Here is a 15,807-nt window from a genome sequence, read left to right as displayed (position 1 = left end):
AAGTACGGCACGTGCCTCGGCCGGTACCGATGACGTCAAGTGTCCTTGCCAGTCTGGTCCGGCTCCGCGTCCGGTGGGAAACGGAGCCGACGAGCCACCACGTCCGCGGCCACGTCGGCGAGCCGACATCCCTGCGCATAGGCGTGGGCGCGGAGGCGGACGAAGGCTTCTTCGATGCCGACGCCGAGCTGGACCGTGAGCATCCCGCTGGCCTGGTCGATCTCCGCCCGGTACGCGCCCAGGTCCTCGACGGGGCCGTCGGGCGGCCCGCCCGTCTCGTCGATTCGCGCGTCGAGCAGCACCAGAGTCGCCAGATCGGCGAACGCCATCGCGTCCGCAAGTTCCTTCGCGTCCAACCGGACCGGAAGGCGGGCGTACAGGTCCAGAACCCCCGGGCTGATCGCCCCCATCTGCAGAGGGAGCGCGAAGACCGCGCGGGCCCCGGCTTCCAGGGCCGCCTCGGCGAACACCATCCAGCGGTCCTGCAGATCAGGGGTGAGCAGATCGGGTGTCAGGACGGCCGAGCCGTGCCGGAAGGCGTCCACACAGGGCCCCTCGCCCAGCGTGAGCTGGAGCTCTTCCAGCTGCTCGCTGACGGTGTCGGTGCTGCACAGCGGGTGGCTCGGCGCGGCCTTGGACATCGCCGACAGCCCGGCCCCGCCGACCGGCAGCGCGGCCACGGCCGCGGTGCACACATCCACCACACCGACCCGAACACCGCGTCGCGCCGCCTGCTCGGCCACCAGCATCTGTATGCGGGCCGACCGGCTCTCAGGGACCACCCGGGCCACCGCCTCCGGGCATCGTGGCGAGGCCCTCCAGCCTGGCGGTGGTGCGTTCCCCGACGGGAAGCACCAGCGCGCGGAACGTGGGACCGGGCGGCCTGCGAAGCTCCCCGACATCCAGCCACCCCCAGGAGCGCAGCGCAGCGGAGGTTGCACGATCGGCCCGGTCCACCAGCGTGGCGCCGAGTGACGCCTGATGGTCGGTCAGCAGCCGCTCCTGCACCCGGCGGGCGAGGCCCCGATCCTGCGGGTGCGGCCGGATCAAGATGTCACAGAACGCGAAGACCCTGTCGGACACCGTGAGTTGATCGATGCTGCGTGGCAACACTCCGTCGAAGCCGAACCACCAGGAGCCGTCGCCGCGTACCGGGAATCCGAAGGCGCATCCCATCAGCCTGTCCGTCTCACCGATCACCATGGCGAATCCCGGCCGGCGCATGTCCGCGGTGAGACGGTTCAGGAAGTTCTGGCAGCTGGGACGACGGTACGCATCACCCGACGCCGTTACCCGGGACTCCACGTACAGATCCGCCAGATCCTCCCGCATGCCCTCCACCAGCCAGCGGTTCAGCCGACGCAACCGCACCGGAGCCATGGCGGTGGGCTCGCCGTCCCCCGGCTTCCGTGACGGTCCCCGCCCGGGTTCGGCCGTCATCGCACATCGCCCGAGAGAACAGGCGCGTGCGGGACAGACCCGTGCGAGGGGGCTGGACGGGGCGCGGCCAGGCTGTCGCCGAGGGGAGGTGGCAGTTGGCCGGACGGAAGGCCGAGGAGCAGGAACCCGCAGCCGGCGAGGCCGACGACAAGGGCGAACATCGGCGGCGGGTGGTGCAGCCGCAGCGTCCCGCCCGCCACCGTGGTCTGCTGCGCAGCGTGCAGGAAGGCGTTGAGGCCGCTGCAGTCACAGAAGGTGACGGGGGTGAGATCGACGTCGATGGTGCGCATGTCGTCGTGCAGACAGCGCTCCAATGCCGCGCGCACCAGTGGCACCGATTCCAGGTCGATCTCACCCGCCAGGGTGATCAGTGCCCGTTTCCTCCGGTCATGGCGATACACGACGAGCTGTGGGAGGGACATGACGCCTCGGTTCTGAGGACCATCCGGCAGTGAACGCGGTGACGCCGGATACCCGGCCCCCTTGGCGCTCCCGGTGGGGACGTACGTTCGGCGGAGTCGGAGCGAAGGCCGGTCCGACCGCCTGTGCGACAGGACAGAGGACCCACCCGGTTCCCTCCAGGGATGCGCCGGGTGACGGACGACAAGTCCGCTCCCCGCGCCATTTGTGTCGAGCAACGACAAGCCGCCAGGGTCTGGGACGTCCGTCCAGCAGCATAGTCCCCGGCGCGGTCCGGTGGGGGCGGGCGACCTGCCTGTTCCCGGCGCCTGGACCGTGGCCGCGATGTGATGCCGTACGCAGGCTGCCCGATGCGCAGCGCGGTACTCGGCAAGCGGCACGAAACACGGCGGCCGACGGCCGTCCGGGCACGGCAGTCCGTGCACCACCCGAGGAGGTGGCTCCGCATGACGGAACCGAACGGTTCGACCCTGCCCAAGCCCGGCTCTGATGAGCCGCGCACCGCCCTGGGCACGACGCTGCACGCCGCACGGTCCAGGCCCCAGGAACCGGCGGAGACCCGCGGCCGGACGACCATCGCGGACGGGGTGGTGGAGAAGATCGCCGGCATCGCCGCACGGGAGGTCCCGGGAATCCACGCGCTGGGCGGCGGATTCACCCGCACCATGGGTGCGATGCGCGACCGGGTCCCGGGCGGGCATCCGAGCGCGGGGCGTGGCGTCAAGGTCGAGGTCGGTGAGAAGCAGACCGCAATCGACCTACAGGTCGTCGTCGAATACGGAGTGAGCATCACCGACATCGCCGCAGAGGTCCGTGAGAACGTGATCGCGGCGGTGGAACGGATGACGGGCCTGGAGGTCGTCGAGGTGAACATCGCGGTCAACGACGTGCACCTGCCGGACGAGGACACGCAGGAGACCCGTGAGGACCGGGTGCACTAGAGCCTCGCCCGGGCAGACGCGGGCGCGGCTGCCCGAGGGGCCGGGTCCTACCCGCTCCGCTCGCCGCCGAGGCCGCCCACCGAGGTCTGGACCCGCTGGTCACCGCTCAATCAGCGGTGGCCGTAGGAACTGCTCACGGCAGCGCCGCTGGACGGCGCGGACGACGCCGAACCGCTGGGACTGGGGCTGGGGCTGGAGCTGGGGGTGGGGGTGGGGGTGGGACCAGAACTGGTGTCCGGCGCCGCACTCGCGTCCGGCGAGGCAGAGCCGGCCGGGTGCGGCGCCGTGCCGCTGGACGCACCCTGGGTGGGTACCCGGCTGTCTGTGGGACCGGGGGTACCGGCCGAGCCACCGCCCACCGAGGTTCCCCTGCCCGGCTCGTTCTTGACCACGGCCGCCACGGGCTTGCCCATGATCAGCTCCACCGTGGTCACCGTGACCATCGCCAGGGCGAACACCAGGCCCGTCGCCAGGGCGTATTTCCTCCATCCGATGGATCTCCGGACGGAGCCGGCACGATACGTGGTGATCGACTCGCCTTCGGGAGGCACGGAGCCCGCTGTTGTACCGTCGTGCTCGCCATCCGGTCCACCGGACCTGAAGGGCGGCCTGGCGTCAACAGCCTTGGCGTCGGGCGGTGACCCGAACGCCGCCCAGGCGTCCGCGCGGTGTTCCGCCCGCTCCTCGCCCGGCGTCCTCGGCACTCCCACGGGCGGCACCCGGCTACGAATCCCCTCGCCTGTCCGTCGGAAAGCATGCGAGAAGACCGCCGCGCCGGTGGTCGCGCTGGTACTGACCACGGCGGCTCCGATGATCGTCCCCGTCACCCCCAGCAGGGACGCCAGCACCGCGCCCACCACAGTCGCGAGTGCGCTCGCCACTACCTGCACAACAGTCAGGTCGAGCACCTTGTGCTTGGGCGCCCGTTCTTCTTCTCTCGGATTCCCCATCAATATCCCTGGACAGTTCCGGAGCCCGACGGCCGTCGGGCTCCGTGGCCATCGGCGTGAGGGCCGGATCTGTGCTGCTCACGGTGGGGCTGACGCGCCCTTGATGGAGATCCGGGAGCGTTTCGCAGCCGCGTGGAAGCACACTCCTGCGGAGGACACCGGTGCGCTGCTCGCGGACCGGGACGGTGAACTGCGTGTCATGGCCGTCTCCGCCGAATGGATACGGGCGGTGCAGGCGCTGCCGATGCGTCTGCGGGACGAGGTCGTCGGCGCTCTGAACGTCTTCCGGCAGTTCAGTGCCGTCCGCATTTCACTTCTACGCGCGGCTGCGCGCCGGCGGAAGGGAGGCTAGGTCCGGTTGACCCGGCCGGCCACCGCGTGACCGATCAGCAGGTAGACGACAGCGGGCAGACCGTAGTTGACCACGGTGCGCCAGTTGTCCGAGTCGATGGTGAACAGATTGTGCGACCAGCCCGAGAGCCAGTTCGCCGCGTCGTGGACCCAGGAGACCGTGCTGTTGGCGGTGTTGGCGTCGAACAGGTAGAGGGCGATCCACAGGATCAGAATCAGTGCCGCGATGTCCGCGATGATGGAGATGACCGTCCCCGCGGAGCTTCCGCCGTAGCGTCTGGACATGTCCAACGACTAGCCCTGCCAGCAGAGTTGAAACCTCGCCGACCCGGCTTGGGCCACCGCTTCACAGGCGGCTCCGGCGGGCTGAGGCGAAGGACGAAGACGCCGAGGAGAACGAGGAGAATCAGCCCGATCACGACGGCGGACCAGGAGCCACGGCCCCACCGGTGTCTGTGTGAGCGGACGGCTGCCACCGCAGATCCCGGCCGCGGCGAACACAGTCGTCCCGTCCGTAGGTGGTCAGCGGCGCGCCAGTTGCCGCTCGCCGGCCGTGCCGGGCTGGTAGGGCAGTCCGTAGTGCCTGAAGATCGCTTCCTCCTGTTCGGCGGGAAGCACGTCGTCGGTGCCGATCGAAGGGGCCTGCTTCACCAGCGTTCTGACATAGCCGGCCTTGAGATGGCCGGGCCCGGCGATCGCGCCCTCAAGGGGGGACGAAGACCAGGCGGTGCCGGGTGGGCAGTCCGGGCGGATGCGCTGCCGGCACGCCTGGCCAGGGACCGCGGCTTCCCCGACGGCGAGCGGTTCGAGGACCAGATCGCCGCCCTGTCCGTCCACCACGCCCACTACGTCCAGGGCTACCGCAGCATGCACACAGCACTGGTCACCGTGCAGCCGGCCGACCCGGACCGGCCTCACCGGCCGTCCCCCGACGACCAGGGCCACGCACCGTGAAGGGAAGCAGCACCTGATGTCGCACGACGCCGAACACGCACGGCAACCCCAGCCGAGGGCCCGGATCCAGCGATGCAGCGCGCCCCGCAGCCACCTCGCGCCACCTGAGCCCGGCACCAGCGCCGGCGGCTCCGATCGGGGGCCGGGCCGGGCCAGGACCTGGTCTCGCAGGGCGAACGGGACAAGATCACCCTGCGCCTCCAACAGGCCCTGACCACCTTCGCCGACAACCCGCGCCAGGCGGTGGAGGAGGCCGACGCCGTCCTCGCCAATGTCGCCACCCGGTTCACCGACACCCTCACAGAACGGCGCCGCGTCCTGCGCGCACGCCGGCAGGACCAGGACACCGACGCGAAGGCGAACGCCCCAGTCCGTCCGGCAGTTCAGCCGGTCGGTACGGCGAAACGCAGGATGCGTCCCCAGGTGGAGCCGTACTGCCGCCACAACGGGCCGGTGACGTACGGGATGTCGTGCTTCTTGCAGAGTTCACGCATCTGCGGGGCGATCTCGGCGTAGCGGTTGCTGGGCAGATCCGGGAAGGCATGGTGCTCGATCTGGTGGCCGAGGTTGCCGCTGAGGACGTGAAAGAGCAGGCCGCCCTCGATGTTGGCGGAGCCCTGAACCTGACGCAGGTACCACTCACCGCGGGTCTCGCCCTCGATGTGCTCCTCGGTGAACGTCTGGACGTCGCCGGGGAAATGGCCGCAGAAGATGACGGTGTGGGTCCAGAGGTTGCGCACCGTGTTGGCGGTGAGGTTCCCGAGCAGACACGGCAACGCGGAGGGCCCGGCCAGCAGCGGGAAGATCACGTAGTCCTTGGCGAGCTGGCGGGTCGCCTTGGCGAGAAACCCACTCACGTCGTTCAGGAAGGAACGCCACGTCTTGCGGCCGGCGACGACGGCATCCGGTTCCAGGTCGTACAGCGCGATGCCCCATTCGAAGAGGGGCGCGAGCACGAAATTGTAGAACGGCTGGGCGAGATGGCGCGGATGCCAGGCCTGGTCGGCGCTCATCCGGAAGACGACGTACCCGAGGTCGCGGTCGCGGTCCACGACGTTGGTCCAGGTGTGGTGCAGATGATTGTGGGTGTGCTTCCAGGCCTCGGCGGGCGTGAGGTGATCCCACTCCCAGGTCGTGGAGTGGATCGCCGGGTCGCCCATCCAGTCCCACTGGCCGTGCAGGATGTTGTGACCCAGCTCCATGTTCTCCAGGATCTTGGCGAGGGAGAGCAGGGCGGTGCCCGCCGCCCAGGCGGGCGGGAACAGCGAGACGGCGAGGGCGATCCGGCCTCCCGCTTCCAGGCCGCGCTGCGTGGCGATCACGGTACGGATGTAGCGCGCGTCGTCGGCGCCTCGCGCGGCGATGATCTCGGAGCGCACACGGTCGAGTTCCTTGCCGAACTCATCGCCGAGGGTGGCCTCTTGGAGCTCGGGAGCGGTCGCAGTCACAGGGGACTCCTTGCGTGGCTGTGCGTGAAGTTCGCCGGTACGCAGGCTGCGTACGCGACCTCCAGGGGGAAACGGTCCGCAAAGCGCCACGAGATGCCGTCGGCGGACGCGTGGTGGCGCTCAGCACAGGCCGCCGACCGGCCGACAGATGGGTCGGGTCACGGTGCGCCCGACGCCCCTACGCCCTGCCGGGGCGTATCACATCGCTGATGTCGAGACCTGCGTACACCGCGCGCCTCCCTGGAGCAGAGCAACTGAGCTGCTGCCGGGGGCTCGGGCCTCGTCAGCCAGCCTAGCTCCGCTCCCAGGTATGCGGACAGGGCCCCTGCGGCCATCTCCTTCCGCTGTCAGAAACCCGACGGCATCGGCTCGCATCAACATGACCTGCGCGTTCGTGTCTTTCGGCGTTTGTGGGGGCCTTTCCGGCTCAGGCGGCGGAAAGGCCCTGGGAACACCGGGTTCGACCAGCCGGTCGTGTTGTCGTCGTCGAGCGGGCAGCGAACAGTTCGGGACGGTCGTGAGTGACGGTCACCACCGTCACGAACCGCTTCCCAGTGCGTCTTGCCAGACCGCGGCCGGCGTCTTGTTCGTCCTCGCGATGCGGCGCAACCGGTCGACGCGGCGGGCGGAGATCGCCTCGGGGTGCTGGCTGTCGACGGTGCCGAGGCGCACGTGGCCCCCGGTCAGCCAGCTCCGGACGGCTTCCGGGGCAGCCGTCCCGGTGTATTCGACCGTCATCGAACGCGCCGAGTCGGCCGCGTCGGTGTCGCGGACCAACACGAGCTGGGCGTCCACGACGTCCGGGCACTGCCGGGCGCGGTCGACGATGTCCGCGATATTGACGTAGTTGCCGAGAAGGCCGAAGCCGTCGTCGGCACGTCCCAGGACCCGGAAAGCGTCGCCGCGTCCGCAGCGGCACTCCGCTGCCGCGATGCGGTCACCGAGGCGATAGCGAACGACGGGCACGGTCCATCCTTCGCCGGCCCGGGTCAGCAGGGCACCCGCGTCGTCCAGTTCGAAGATCTCGTCCGCGAGCAGATGGAGCGTCGTCTCGTCGCACTCCGGCCGGTTGTACCCATTCGCCCAGGTCTCGACCGAGCCGTAGATGCCCCACAACTGCACATCGGGAAAGGCACGTCGAACCAGCTCCCGCTTGGACTCCGTCCATGCCTCGCCCATCCAGATGATGGTCTTGACCGGCGGCTTCACGCCAGTCTTGAGCACGGTCTCGGCGAAGTCGGCGAGAACGGACGGAACGCTGGCCAGAGCGCTGACGCCGACCTCGCGGAGCATCGGAAGCCGGAGTTCGAGCTCCTCGGCCGTCATCGGTCCCGAGGGAATCACCGTGGATTCGGTGCGCTCGGCGAGTTTCTGGACGAAATAGTGGGTGCCCCACATACGGCCCGCGTCGTAGAGGTTGAGCACGACGTCGCCGATGCCCAGCGGGCGCCAGACCGGCAGGAGCCGGTCGAAGGCCATGTGGTGGGGCAGGTAGGTCAGCTTCGGGGTGCCCGTGGTGCCGCCGCTGGAGACGAGCACGCTGCCGTCACGTTCGGCCGCCGCCCTGGTCATCGCCGTTATCTCGGCAGCACCGCAGATCTCCAGGTCGGAAAGCTCTTTCGCCCCGTCGGGGACTGCCTTCCCGCCGGACGAGGCGATCATCCGGGCGTGAGCGAGCAGGATGTCCGGGGCGATGGTTCCGATCATGATTCTCCTGGCAGATCGATGAAGGGACACTGGCACGTGCGAAATATGCTGTCGATTCGCTCGGATAATTCACACGCCGTGTGGCACTGGGTCGAATAAACCCTATGCAACCTGCGACGGAATGGTCCAATAATGATTTTTAATCGGCCGATAACAATTCCTGCGAGTATCCGGCATTGTCGACGCGCCGTTGTGTATGGAAAATAGCGGGATGAATACCAAGACCGTCGTGCTCGTGGGAGTCCCGTGGAGCGTCCATGAACTGGACGACGCCATCCGTGACGCGGCCACACTCGGCGCCTCGCTCCTCGTCGTCGACACGCCCGAGTCCCTCGCGCAGATCGGCGACCAGACCGCCGTGGACACCCGGACCGTCAAGGCACTCGACCCGTTGCTCATCGCCGACTGCGTGCGCGACACCGAGCCGGCCACCGTCCTTGCCATCACCGAGTTCTGCATGGAGCTGGCGGCGGCCGTGCGCGAGCAACTCGGCATCCCCGGCACGCCGTCCGCCGTCGAGGCCCGCGTCCTGGACAAGGCGGAGACCCGCGAGGTGCTGCACGAGCACGGGCTCACCAAGGTTGGTTTCCACCGGAGTTCGCTGCTCTCCCCCGAGGACCTGCTCGGCGGCCTGGAGCCGCCGGTGGTGGTCAAGCCGCGATCGTTCAGCGGCAGCCACGGCGTGACATTCGTCGCCGACCATTCCGAACTGCCGCGCGTCTTCGAGCCGTACGACCTGGCCGAGAGCAATCTCGAGGACCGTGACACCCGGGTGGCCCACCTGGCCGGGGACCACCGTACGCACGAGGTCATCGTCGAGGAGTACGTGCCGGGCCCCGAGATCAGCGCCGAGGGGCTCGTCGTTGACGGCCGGCTCACGCTGTTCTCCCTGACCGACAAGGTCAACACCGGTATGCCGCACTTCGAGGAAGTCGGCCACATGGTGCCCAGCAGGCACACGCAGGAGCGGGCCGCGCAGGTCGAGGAGTACCTCCAGGCCGTCGTGTCGGCGCTGGGCTTCGTCACCTCGCCGATGCATGCTGAGATCAAGCTGCTCGACGACCGGATCGAGCTCGTCGAGATCCACACCCGCTACCCCGGCGACCGCGTTGTCGAGCTGCTCGAATCGGCGTACGAGATACGTCCGTACGAGGCGTACTTCGACGCGATGCTCAACGGCCGCTCCCCGGGCCGGCCTCGGCCGACCGGGGCCCACTACGGCGTGGGCTTCTTCAACGGCCCGACCGATGCTCCCTTCACCTGGCCGTCGTATGCCTTCCCGCACCCCGAGGCCGTCGTCTCGATCGACCTCGACCGCCGCCGGGCTCCGAAGGTCTTCGCGTACGAAGGCCTGCGCATCCGGTACTGGCGAGCAGGCCATGCCCTGTTCGCGGCCGACGATCACGCTTCCGTCCACGAGAACATCGACTTCCTGCTCCACAACACGCCCGGACAGAGCGGTTCCGGAAGCCGGCCGGCCTGACCGAATGAGACAGGAGTGCGGCTGCCCCGGGACGACGGGACTTGTCCGGAGTCCCGTTCGCCGCCGGGGAAGCCGCACTCCTCAGGTCTGTCGCCGTCAGTCCGACGGTACTGCCTGGGCAGGCACGACGGGCTCAGCCGCCTCCTCGCGCGGCAGTGCCAGGCAGGCGACGGCGCCGAGAGCCAGCGCCGCGATCGGCAGCACCGTGGCGGCGCGCATCGCCGCGCCGCTGCCGCCGGTCACCGACTGCAGACCCTCCACCAGCGCCACGACGCCCGCGGTGAAGACCATCGCGCCCAGCTGTCGCATCGTTTCCAGGATCCCGGAGGCCGCACCCGTCAATTCCTGGGGGACGTCGCGCATGGCGACCGTCGTCCTCGGCGCGATCGAGCAGCCGTTGCCCATGCCGATGACCGCCATCGGGACCAGGAAGGCCGTCCAGTGCACCGAGCCCGTCATCAGCAGCGCGGTCCACAGGATGCCGGTCCCCTGTACGACCATCCCGGTCAGCAGGATGTACCGGCCCTCGATCCGGTCGGCCAGCCGGCCGGCGACGAGGGCGATCAGCATGGACATCGCCGACGCCGGCGCCAGGATCACCCCTGCCCGGAAGGCGCTCAGGCCGAGTACGGACTGGAAGTACAGCGCGGCCAACACCGTGATGGCGAAGGTGGCACCGGTGATCGCCGCGGCGATCCCGAGCGTCACGGTGTAACTGCGGATCCGTAAGAGGGCGAAGGGCACCAGCGGATCACTGTCCTGGCGATTGCGCTGGTGGACGGTGAAACCGGTGCCGAAGAGCGCGGCTGCCGCCAGCAGTGCCCACACGAGGGGGCCCCAGTGGTGATCCGCGCCGTTGGTCACGGCGTAGGCGAAGCAGGCAAGGGCCACCGAGGCGATACCGACGCCGAGCGGGTCCAAGGAGTGCTGCCGGCCCGTCCGCAGATCCGGGACGACGGTCAGGCCCGCCACCACGACGAGCACGCCGATCGGCAGGTTGATGAGGAAGATCCACCGCCAGCCGGCCATGTTGATCAACAGGCCGCCGAGCGAGGGGCCGAGCACCGAGGCCACCCCGCCGATCGCGCCCCACACCCCCAGTGCGGTGCCGCGCCGCTCGCGCGGGAAGGAGGCCACGATCAGGGCCAGGCTCTGCGGCATGAGCAAGGCGGCGCCGGCACCCTGCAGCACGCGTGCACCCACCAGGACGCCGGGTACCGTCGCCAGCCCGCACAGCAGGCTTGCGACGGTGAAGAGCAGGACGCCCACGACGAATATCTGCCGCGGGCCGTACCGGTCGCCCAATCGGCCCGCGGTGATCAACAGCACGGTGATGGCGATGATGTAGCTGTTCAACGCCCACAGCACCTGGGGCAGCGTGGCGTGCATCGAGTCGATGATGCTGGGGATCGCGATGGTGACGATCGTCGAGTCCAGCAAGGTCATGAAGTAGCCCAGGGACAACACCACCAGCGTCGCCCAGGGGTTGCCGCGCAGCCGGCTCACGCGCCCGCCGTCCCGTCCACGAAGTCGCGGAGCACGCGGACGAACCGGTCCGGTTCCTCGAGGAAGGGAGCGTGGCCGCTCTCCGGGAACATCTCCAGCCGGGCATCGGGGAGCGCACCCAGCAGCCACTTGCCGACCTCAGTGGGAAAGATCCGGCTTTTCGCCCCGTGCAGCAGCAGGGTCGGCAGCGTCAGCGCACCGATCCGCTCGCGCCAGTCCTGGGTGAGGACCCCGCTCCACAGGGCCAGCAGCGCCAGCCGCGACGTCTTCAGCGATTCCGCCAACAGCGGCCGCAGTGCGGCGGGTTCGGGTTCGCTCCCGGAAGCGAAGCAGTTCTCGATCAGGGCGGTGAGGTAGGTGTCCGGGTCGGTCCACTGCTGCTGGGTCGCCTGCAGCGCGCCGACCGCGTCCAGACCACCGAATGCCGCGTGCTCCCAGCCCTCCTCCCGCAGCAGGTGCGGCGACATCTCCACGGAGACCAGCCGGGAGACCCGGTCGGTTCCGTATCGGTCGAGGTAGTTGTAGGTGACGGTCGCGCCGAGCGACCACCCGACGAGCGTGACGTCGTGCAGGTCGAGCTGCTCGACGACCTGCGCCAGATCGGTGGCGGCGTCCTCGAGGGTCCAGCCGAGCGGCGGTTCCGGGCTGTCCCCGTGCCCGCGTAAATCCACGGTGATGACGTCGTAGTCCGGGCCGAGGCCGGGCGCCATGTCCGCGAAACAGCGCGAGGTCATTCCCAGGCCCGGGACGAACAACACGGTCGGCCCGACACCGGGGCGCCGGACATGATGAATCACTTCGAGCATGGTGAGAACTCCTATCGATCCCCCGGGTGCAATGATCAAAATATACGGCCAGCCCACAAAACTATGGTCCGGGCGTTGATCAAACTTTCTTATGTTCGACCGCCGCGCAATCGCACATTTCGAAGCGCCGATAAATAGATTTTATAAACGCATGTCGGGGGATTCCGGGTGGCAGGCCGGGCGGCCCGAAGGGCCGCATCACACCGACCGGGACCAGCCAACGGCACCGACTCGCCCTTGCGGCACACAGACCGAGCACCCAAGATCACGACGAAGCTCGGCTACCGCAAAGGAGTCAATGTGGCCGTTGCGCCCCACCGCCAGGCCCCTGGCATCGGAACCTCCCGAGGCCTGGAAGTCATCCTCAAGACTATGAACATGAACACCAATGCGTCACCGGGGTGGGGGCCTCGTGACCTGCGCGGGGCGGTGTAGCCGATGGGGGAGAACACCGAGTCGACCACGCGGGAGGCGCTGGCCGACTTCCTGCGCCGGCGACGTGATGCGCTGTCACCAGAGGTGGTCGGGCTGCGGACCGGTCAACGGCGCCGGACACCGGGACTGCGCCGGGACGAGGTGGCGCGCCTGGCGAACATGTCGACGACCTACTACGAACGGCTGGAGCAGGGCCGTGGCCCACAGCCGTCGGCCGCCATCCTCGCCGGGCTGGCCGGCGCGTTACGACTGGCCCCGGACGGGCGCGCCTACCTGTACCTGCTGGCCGGTCGCACCGAGCCCGCGGGGGCGAAACCGGACGGCGTCGTCGATCCCGAACTGCTCTCCGTCATGCGGGCGGTGGCCGCGGCGTCCCCTGCCTTCGTCATGGACGACCTCACCACCGTCGCGGCACAGAACGAGTTGCACACAACGCTGTTCGGCCAGATCGCCGGTCTGCCCGGCCGGGAGGGGAACATGTTGTGGCGCTGGTTCTGCTCGGGCCGTTGGCGACGGACCGTACTGAACTCGGCGGAGCACCAGGAGGCCATCGGCCGCAATTACGTCGCGTACCTGCGCGTCGTCCTGGCCGAGCGCGGCTACGACCCGGACTCGGCGGCACTGGTGGCCGATCTGCGCGGGGTGAGCGCGGAATTCTCGCGGATGTGGGACGAGCACCGGGTCTCCAGGGTCCCCCCTCCGATCATGAGCGTGCTGGACGACCGCATCGGACGCCTGGACTTCGACTACGCGGTGATGACGAGTACGCGGTCGCGGCAGCGTATGGTCTCGCTTCACCCGGTTCCGGGCACCCTCACCCAACAGCGGTTGGCCGGCCTTTCATACGTGCCGGACGATGCCGTGTCCACACATCGATAGTGCGTGGCTGAGTCCGCCGATCGAACGTAGCGTTTTGCGTGGCACCTCGACCGGCCGGGAATGGAGGGGAACGGTGGAATGTGTTCTCCCGGTCGCGCTTGTGCAGGATTCCAGCCACGGCAGTTGTTCTGCCGCGAACCAAGATTTCACTTGACATCGTTGTCCTCTTTCGAGGAGATCGATTTCCTCGTTCGCTGAGGCATTTCGCCGCAGGCGACGTATTCAGCAGTGCCGGCGCCCGCACCGACCGGCACCAGTCCCGTTCAAGCATGCGCGATCGTCCCGCTGTCCTGCCCCGATCGGCAGGGCCGGGTGCTCTTCATCATTCGACCAGCATGACAATCTCAGATTGGTTCGAGTAATGTGCCAAAATTGTGAGCAAATACGTCAGCGCGCCCTCACCGCACCTCCGCACAGTCCGAGAGAGACGCTCGAGAACCGCCATGAAAGGCTGATCGCCTTACTGGCCACCGGTCATACCGATGCCAGCGCGGCCCGGCAGCTCGGTGTCAGCCGTCGCACCGTGACCTACATGCTCCGTTCCATGATGGACGAGTTAGGCATCAACAACCGCTTCCAGCTCGGTATCGCCGTCGGCGCCCGCACCCGTGTCTGCACCACGTGCCCGGCGCCGCGCCAGCCTGCCATGACGAACAGCCCACATGACCACGGTCGTTACCGCGGACACGCTCGATGAGCGTTTGATTCAAATTACGGGGGATGTTCGAGGCGGCTCGGCGACTGCGAAAGTGAAGACCTATGAGTCCAGAACGAATAATCACGTCTCGTAATCTCGACATGAATCAGCTGCGAACGCTGAACACAATCGTGGAAACGGGGAGTTTCCGGCGGGCAGCGGATGCGCTCGCACTGACTCAGCCCGCAGTAAGCTATCATATTCGCCGGCTCGAGGCGGTTCTGCATGGCCCCGTCTTCGTCAGGACCAGGGGCCGGCTCGAACTCAGCGACGCCGGTGAGGAGCTGCTTTTCTATGCTCGCAAAATCCTCACCGTCAATGACGAGGCAATGGCCCGGCTGACTGCACCGAGGAATTCCCTCCGGCTCACCATAGGCGTCTCGGAGCAGTTGGAGGACGTCCTCCAGGACCTGCTCGTCGGCCTCACTCGCGCTCTGCCCCGGGTCACGCTGACCGCGCGGATCGGCGCCAGTGTGCACATTGCCGCGCGGACGGCCGAGCAGGAGACCGACGTCGCCGTCGTCATCGGCCGCTCCCTCGGTGAACGGAGCCGCTCGCTCGGCTCGCTGCAGCTGGCCTGGTACGCACACGACGCGGCAGGCCTGGCCGCCGGCCGTTCCCTTCCGATGGTGCTGCCCGCCGAGCCGTGCAATACGCGCACCCACATCGTCAGCGCCCTCGACAGCCAGGGAGTTCCCTGGCACGTAGCCTACGAAGGCCCCGACCTGGCTGGGCTGCGAGCGGCCACCCGGGCAGGGCTCGGCGTCATCGGCCTGCTCGCCAACAGCGGCGAGAAGTGGAATCTGACGCCCGTCCCCGGAGGCATGTTGCCGTTTCATCCCGGACCCGTGCCGGTCTCCTTCGTCTATGCGCCGGGCACACCGGCCGATGTGGTCGAGGCCGCGTTCTCCGTCGCCCGGGCGGCGCTTCGCCAGTTCCCGTTGGTCGACGAGCCCGCACGGGTGCCCCGAAGCGCGGCCTGACCGGCTCACCGTAGCGCTCGGGTCATCGGCCGCCGCGGACGTCGCGGCGGCCGTACGGGCTCGCCAGTCACGTTGCTGTCTCCGTGCCCGCTCACGCTCGACGGCGTCATCGGCCGAGGTCGAGCAACTGCTCGTGGAAGCCGCCGAACCCGCGGGACCGGTCGACGAGGTGGATCTCCAGAATCCAGTGGCAGAGCCGCCCGGCACGGTCCGGGCGGCGCATCGGCTCGTCGCTGCCGGTGGTGATGTAGTACTCGAGGTCGTCGCCGTTGATGCGCTCGTGCGGGAACTCGCCCACCAGGTGTCCGGCGTGGGTGGCGCCGATCTCCCAGCCCGCCTCGCCTGCCAGCCGTTGGATCTCGGCGAACAGCTGGGCGCCGGTGATGTCCGGACGGTCGTGGAAGTAGCGGCGGCCGGCGTCGAAGACGACCGGCAGGTCGTCGCGGAGACGATGCTTCACCGGGTCGTCACCGAGCACGTACGTCCGGCCGAAATCGGCTTCCCACTGTTCGAGGAGCGGCCCGAAGTCGCAGAACACGATGTCGTCCTCGGCGATCAGCCGGTCCGGGGGGTTCACGCGGTAGGGGTGCAGGGTGTTCGGGCCCGCGCGCACGATGCGCTTGTGCCAGAAGCGTTCGATGCCGAACATCTCGTGCGCCAAGTCCCGGATCTGATCGCTGAGTTCCCGCTCGCCCTTTCCGGCGGCGATCAGCTGCCGGTGCCCGATCTCCTCGAAGAGTTTCTCCGCCTTGTCCTGTGCTTCCAGGAGAAGCTCCGCGCGCCTTGCCTCGTTGTTGTCGTCCATCC

The 15,807-nt window shown here is 68.5% G+C and carries 16 protein-coding genes and 1 pseudogene; 6 read left to right on the top strand and 11 right to left on the bottom strand.

Annotation, left to right across the window (positions count from 1 at the left end):
* Window positions 1-35 precede the first annotated feature (35 nt).
* The 3 genes from ACFY10_RS25870 to ACFY10_RS25860 are packed head-to-tail and all read right to left on the bottom strand — an operon-like array spanning window position 36 to window position 1,862.
* A complete protein-coding gene (locus ACFY10_RS25870) occupies window positions 36-782 on the bottom strand; it encodes a GAF and ANTAR domain-containing protein (RefSeq protein WP_390667592.1) in 747 nt (248 codons plus the stop codon).
* Window positions 772-1,440, bottom strand: a complete 669-nt coding sequence (locus ACFY10_RS25865; protein WP_390667591.1) for a hypothetical protein — start codon at window positions 1,438-1,440, stop codon at window positions 772-774. Before ACFY10_RS25865 ends, ACFY10_RS25870 begins: the two co-directional genes overlap by 11 nt.
* Complete coding sequence (locus ACFY10_RS25860) at window positions 1,437-1,862, bottom strand: STAS domain-containing protein (RefSeq protein WP_390667590.1); 426 nt, start codon at window positions 1,860-1,862, stop codon at window positions 1,437-1,439. The genes ACFY10_RS25865 and ACFY10_RS25860 overlap by 4 nt, the downstream gene beginning before the upstream one ends.
* A gap of 444 nt (window positions 1,863-2,306) precedes the next feature.
* Here ACFY10_RS25860 and ACFY10_RS25855 point away from each other — a divergent pair, with 444 nt between their 5' ends.
* Window positions 2,307-2,801, top strand: coding sequence for an Asp23/Gls24 family envelope stress response protein (locus tag ACFY10_RS25855; RefSeq protein WP_390667589.1), 495 nt, complete (start codon window positions 2,307-2,309; stop codon window positions 2,799-2,801).
* A gap of 110 nt (window positions 2,802-2,911) precedes the next feature.
* Here the strand turns inward: ACFY10_RS25855 and ACFY10_RS25850 are convergent, their stop codons facing one another.
* Window positions 2,912-3,751, bottom strand: coding sequence for a hypothetical protein (locus ACFY10_RS25850; protein WP_390667588.1), 840 nt, complete (start codon window positions 3,749-3,751; stop codon window positions 2,912-2,914).
* A 103-nt stretch (window positions 3,752-3,854) separates the two neighbouring features.
* Between ACFY10_RS25850 and ACFY10_RS25845 the strand changes: the two genes are divergently transcribed.
* Window positions 3,855-4,103, top strand: a complete 249-nt coding sequence (locus tag ACFY10_RS25845; protein ID WP_390667587.1) for a hypothetical protein — start codon at window positions 3,855-3,857, stop codon at window positions 4,101-4,103.
* Here the strand turns inward: ACFY10_RS25845 and ACFY10_RS25840 are convergent.
* From ACFY10_RS25840 to ACFY10_RS25825, 4 genes and pseudogenes are all read right to left on the bottom strand, one after another.
* Complete coding sequence (locus tag ACFY10_RS25840) at window positions 4,100-4,387, bottom strand: hypothetical protein (protein ID WP_390667586.1); 288 nt, start codon at window positions 4,385-4,387, stop codon at window positions 4,100-4,102. The genes ACFY10_RS25845 and ACFY10_RS25840 overlap by 4 nt on opposite strands.
* 237 nt (window positions 4,388-4,624) lie before the next feature.
* A pseudogene (locus tag ACFY10_RS25835) lies at window positions 4,625-4,847 on the bottom strand (PRC-barrel domain containing protein); the annotation flags it as partial.
* Between the two features lie 592 nt (window positions 4,848-5,439).
* On the bottom strand, window positions 5,440-6,504 hold the full coding sequence (locus ACFY10_RS25830; protein WP_390667585.1) for a fatty acid desaturase family protein: 1,065 nt from the start codon (window positions 6,502-6,504) through the stop codon (window positions 5,440-5,442).
* A 537-nt stretch (window positions 6,505-7,041) separates the two neighbouring features.
* Window positions 7,042-8,211: an AMP-binding protein gene (locus tag ACFY10_RS25825; RefSeq protein WP_390667584.1), complete on the bottom strand. Its 1,170-nt coding sequence runs from the start codon at window positions 8,209-8,211 to the stop codon at window positions 7,042-7,044.
* Window positions 8,212-8,422: 211 nt separating this feature from the next.
* Between ACFY10_RS25825 and ACFY10_RS25820 the strand changes: the two genes are divergently transcribed.
* A complete protein-coding gene (locus ACFY10_RS25820; RefSeq protein WP_390667583.1) occupies window positions 8,423-9,694 on the top strand; it encodes an acetyl-CoA carboxylase biotin carboxylase subunit family protein in 1,272 nt (423 codons plus the stop codon).
* A gap of 96 nt (window positions 9,695-9,790) precedes the next feature.
* Here ACFY10_RS25820 and ACFY10_RS25815 read toward each other — a convergent pair whose 3' ends face one another.
* Together ACFY10_RS25815 and ACFY10_RS25810 are read right to left on the bottom strand one after the other, a co-directional pair.
* Window positions 9,791-11,200, bottom strand: coding sequence for a DHA2 family efflux MFS transporter permease subunit (locus ACFY10_RS25815; RefSeq protein WP_390667582.1), 1,410 nt, complete (start codon window positions 11,198-11,200; stop codon window positions 9,791-9,793).
* Window positions 11,197-12,006, bottom strand: coding sequence for an alpha/beta fold hydrolase (locus ACFY10_RS25810; RefSeq protein WP_390667581.1), 810 nt, complete (start codon window positions 12,004-12,006; stop codon window positions 11,197-11,199). Before ACFY10_RS25810 ends, ACFY10_RS25815 begins: the two co-directional genes overlap by 4 nt.
* Before the next feature lie 438 nt (window positions 12,007-12,444).
* On the opposite strand from ACFY10_RS25810, the gene ACFY10_RS25805 reads away from it, so the two are divergent.
* The 3 genes from ACFY10_RS25805 to ACFY10_RS25795 all read left to right on the top strand — a co-directional run bounded on the left by ACFY10_RS25805 (window position 12,445) and on the right by ACFY10_RS25795 (window position 15,000).
* Window positions 12,445-13,320: a helix-turn-helix transcriptional regulator gene (locus ACFY10_RS25805; protein ID WP_390667580.1), complete on the top strand. Its 876-nt coding sequence runs from the start codon at window positions 12,445-12,447 to the stop codon at window positions 13,318-13,320.
* A 361-nt stretch (window positions 13,321-13,681) separates the two neighbouring features.
* A complete protein-coding gene (locus ACFY10_RS25800; RefSeq protein ID WP_390667877.1) occupies window positions 13,682-14,017 on the top strand; it encodes a LuxR C-terminal-related transcriptional regulator in 336 nt (111 codons plus the stop codon).
* Between the two features lie 101 nt (window positions 14,018-14,118).
* Complete coding sequence (locus ACFY10_RS25795; protein ID WP_390667579.1) at window positions 14,119-15,000, top strand: LysR family transcriptional regulator; 882 nt, start codon at window positions 14,119-14,121, stop codon at window positions 14,998-15,000.
* A gap of 106 nt (window positions 15,001-15,106) precedes the next feature.
* Here ACFY10_RS25795 and ACFY10_RS25790 read toward each other — a convergent pair whose 3' ends face one another.
* Complete coding sequence (locus ACFY10_RS25790) at window positions 15,107-15,805, bottom strand: M24 family metallopeptidase (RefSeq protein ID WP_390667578.1); 699 nt, start codon at window positions 15,803-15,805, stop codon at window positions 15,107-15,109.
* Between the last annotated feature and the right edge of the window lie 2 nt (window positions 15,806-15,807).

The sequence above is a fragment of the Streptomyces sp. NPDC001401 genome (genome assembly GCF_042895385.1).
In the GTDB taxonomy this organism is placed as follows: domain Bacteria; phylum Actinomycetota; class Actinomycetes; order Streptomycetales; family Streptomycetaceae; genus Streptomyces.
This window is presented reverse-complemented; position numbering and strand designations above follow the sequence as displayed.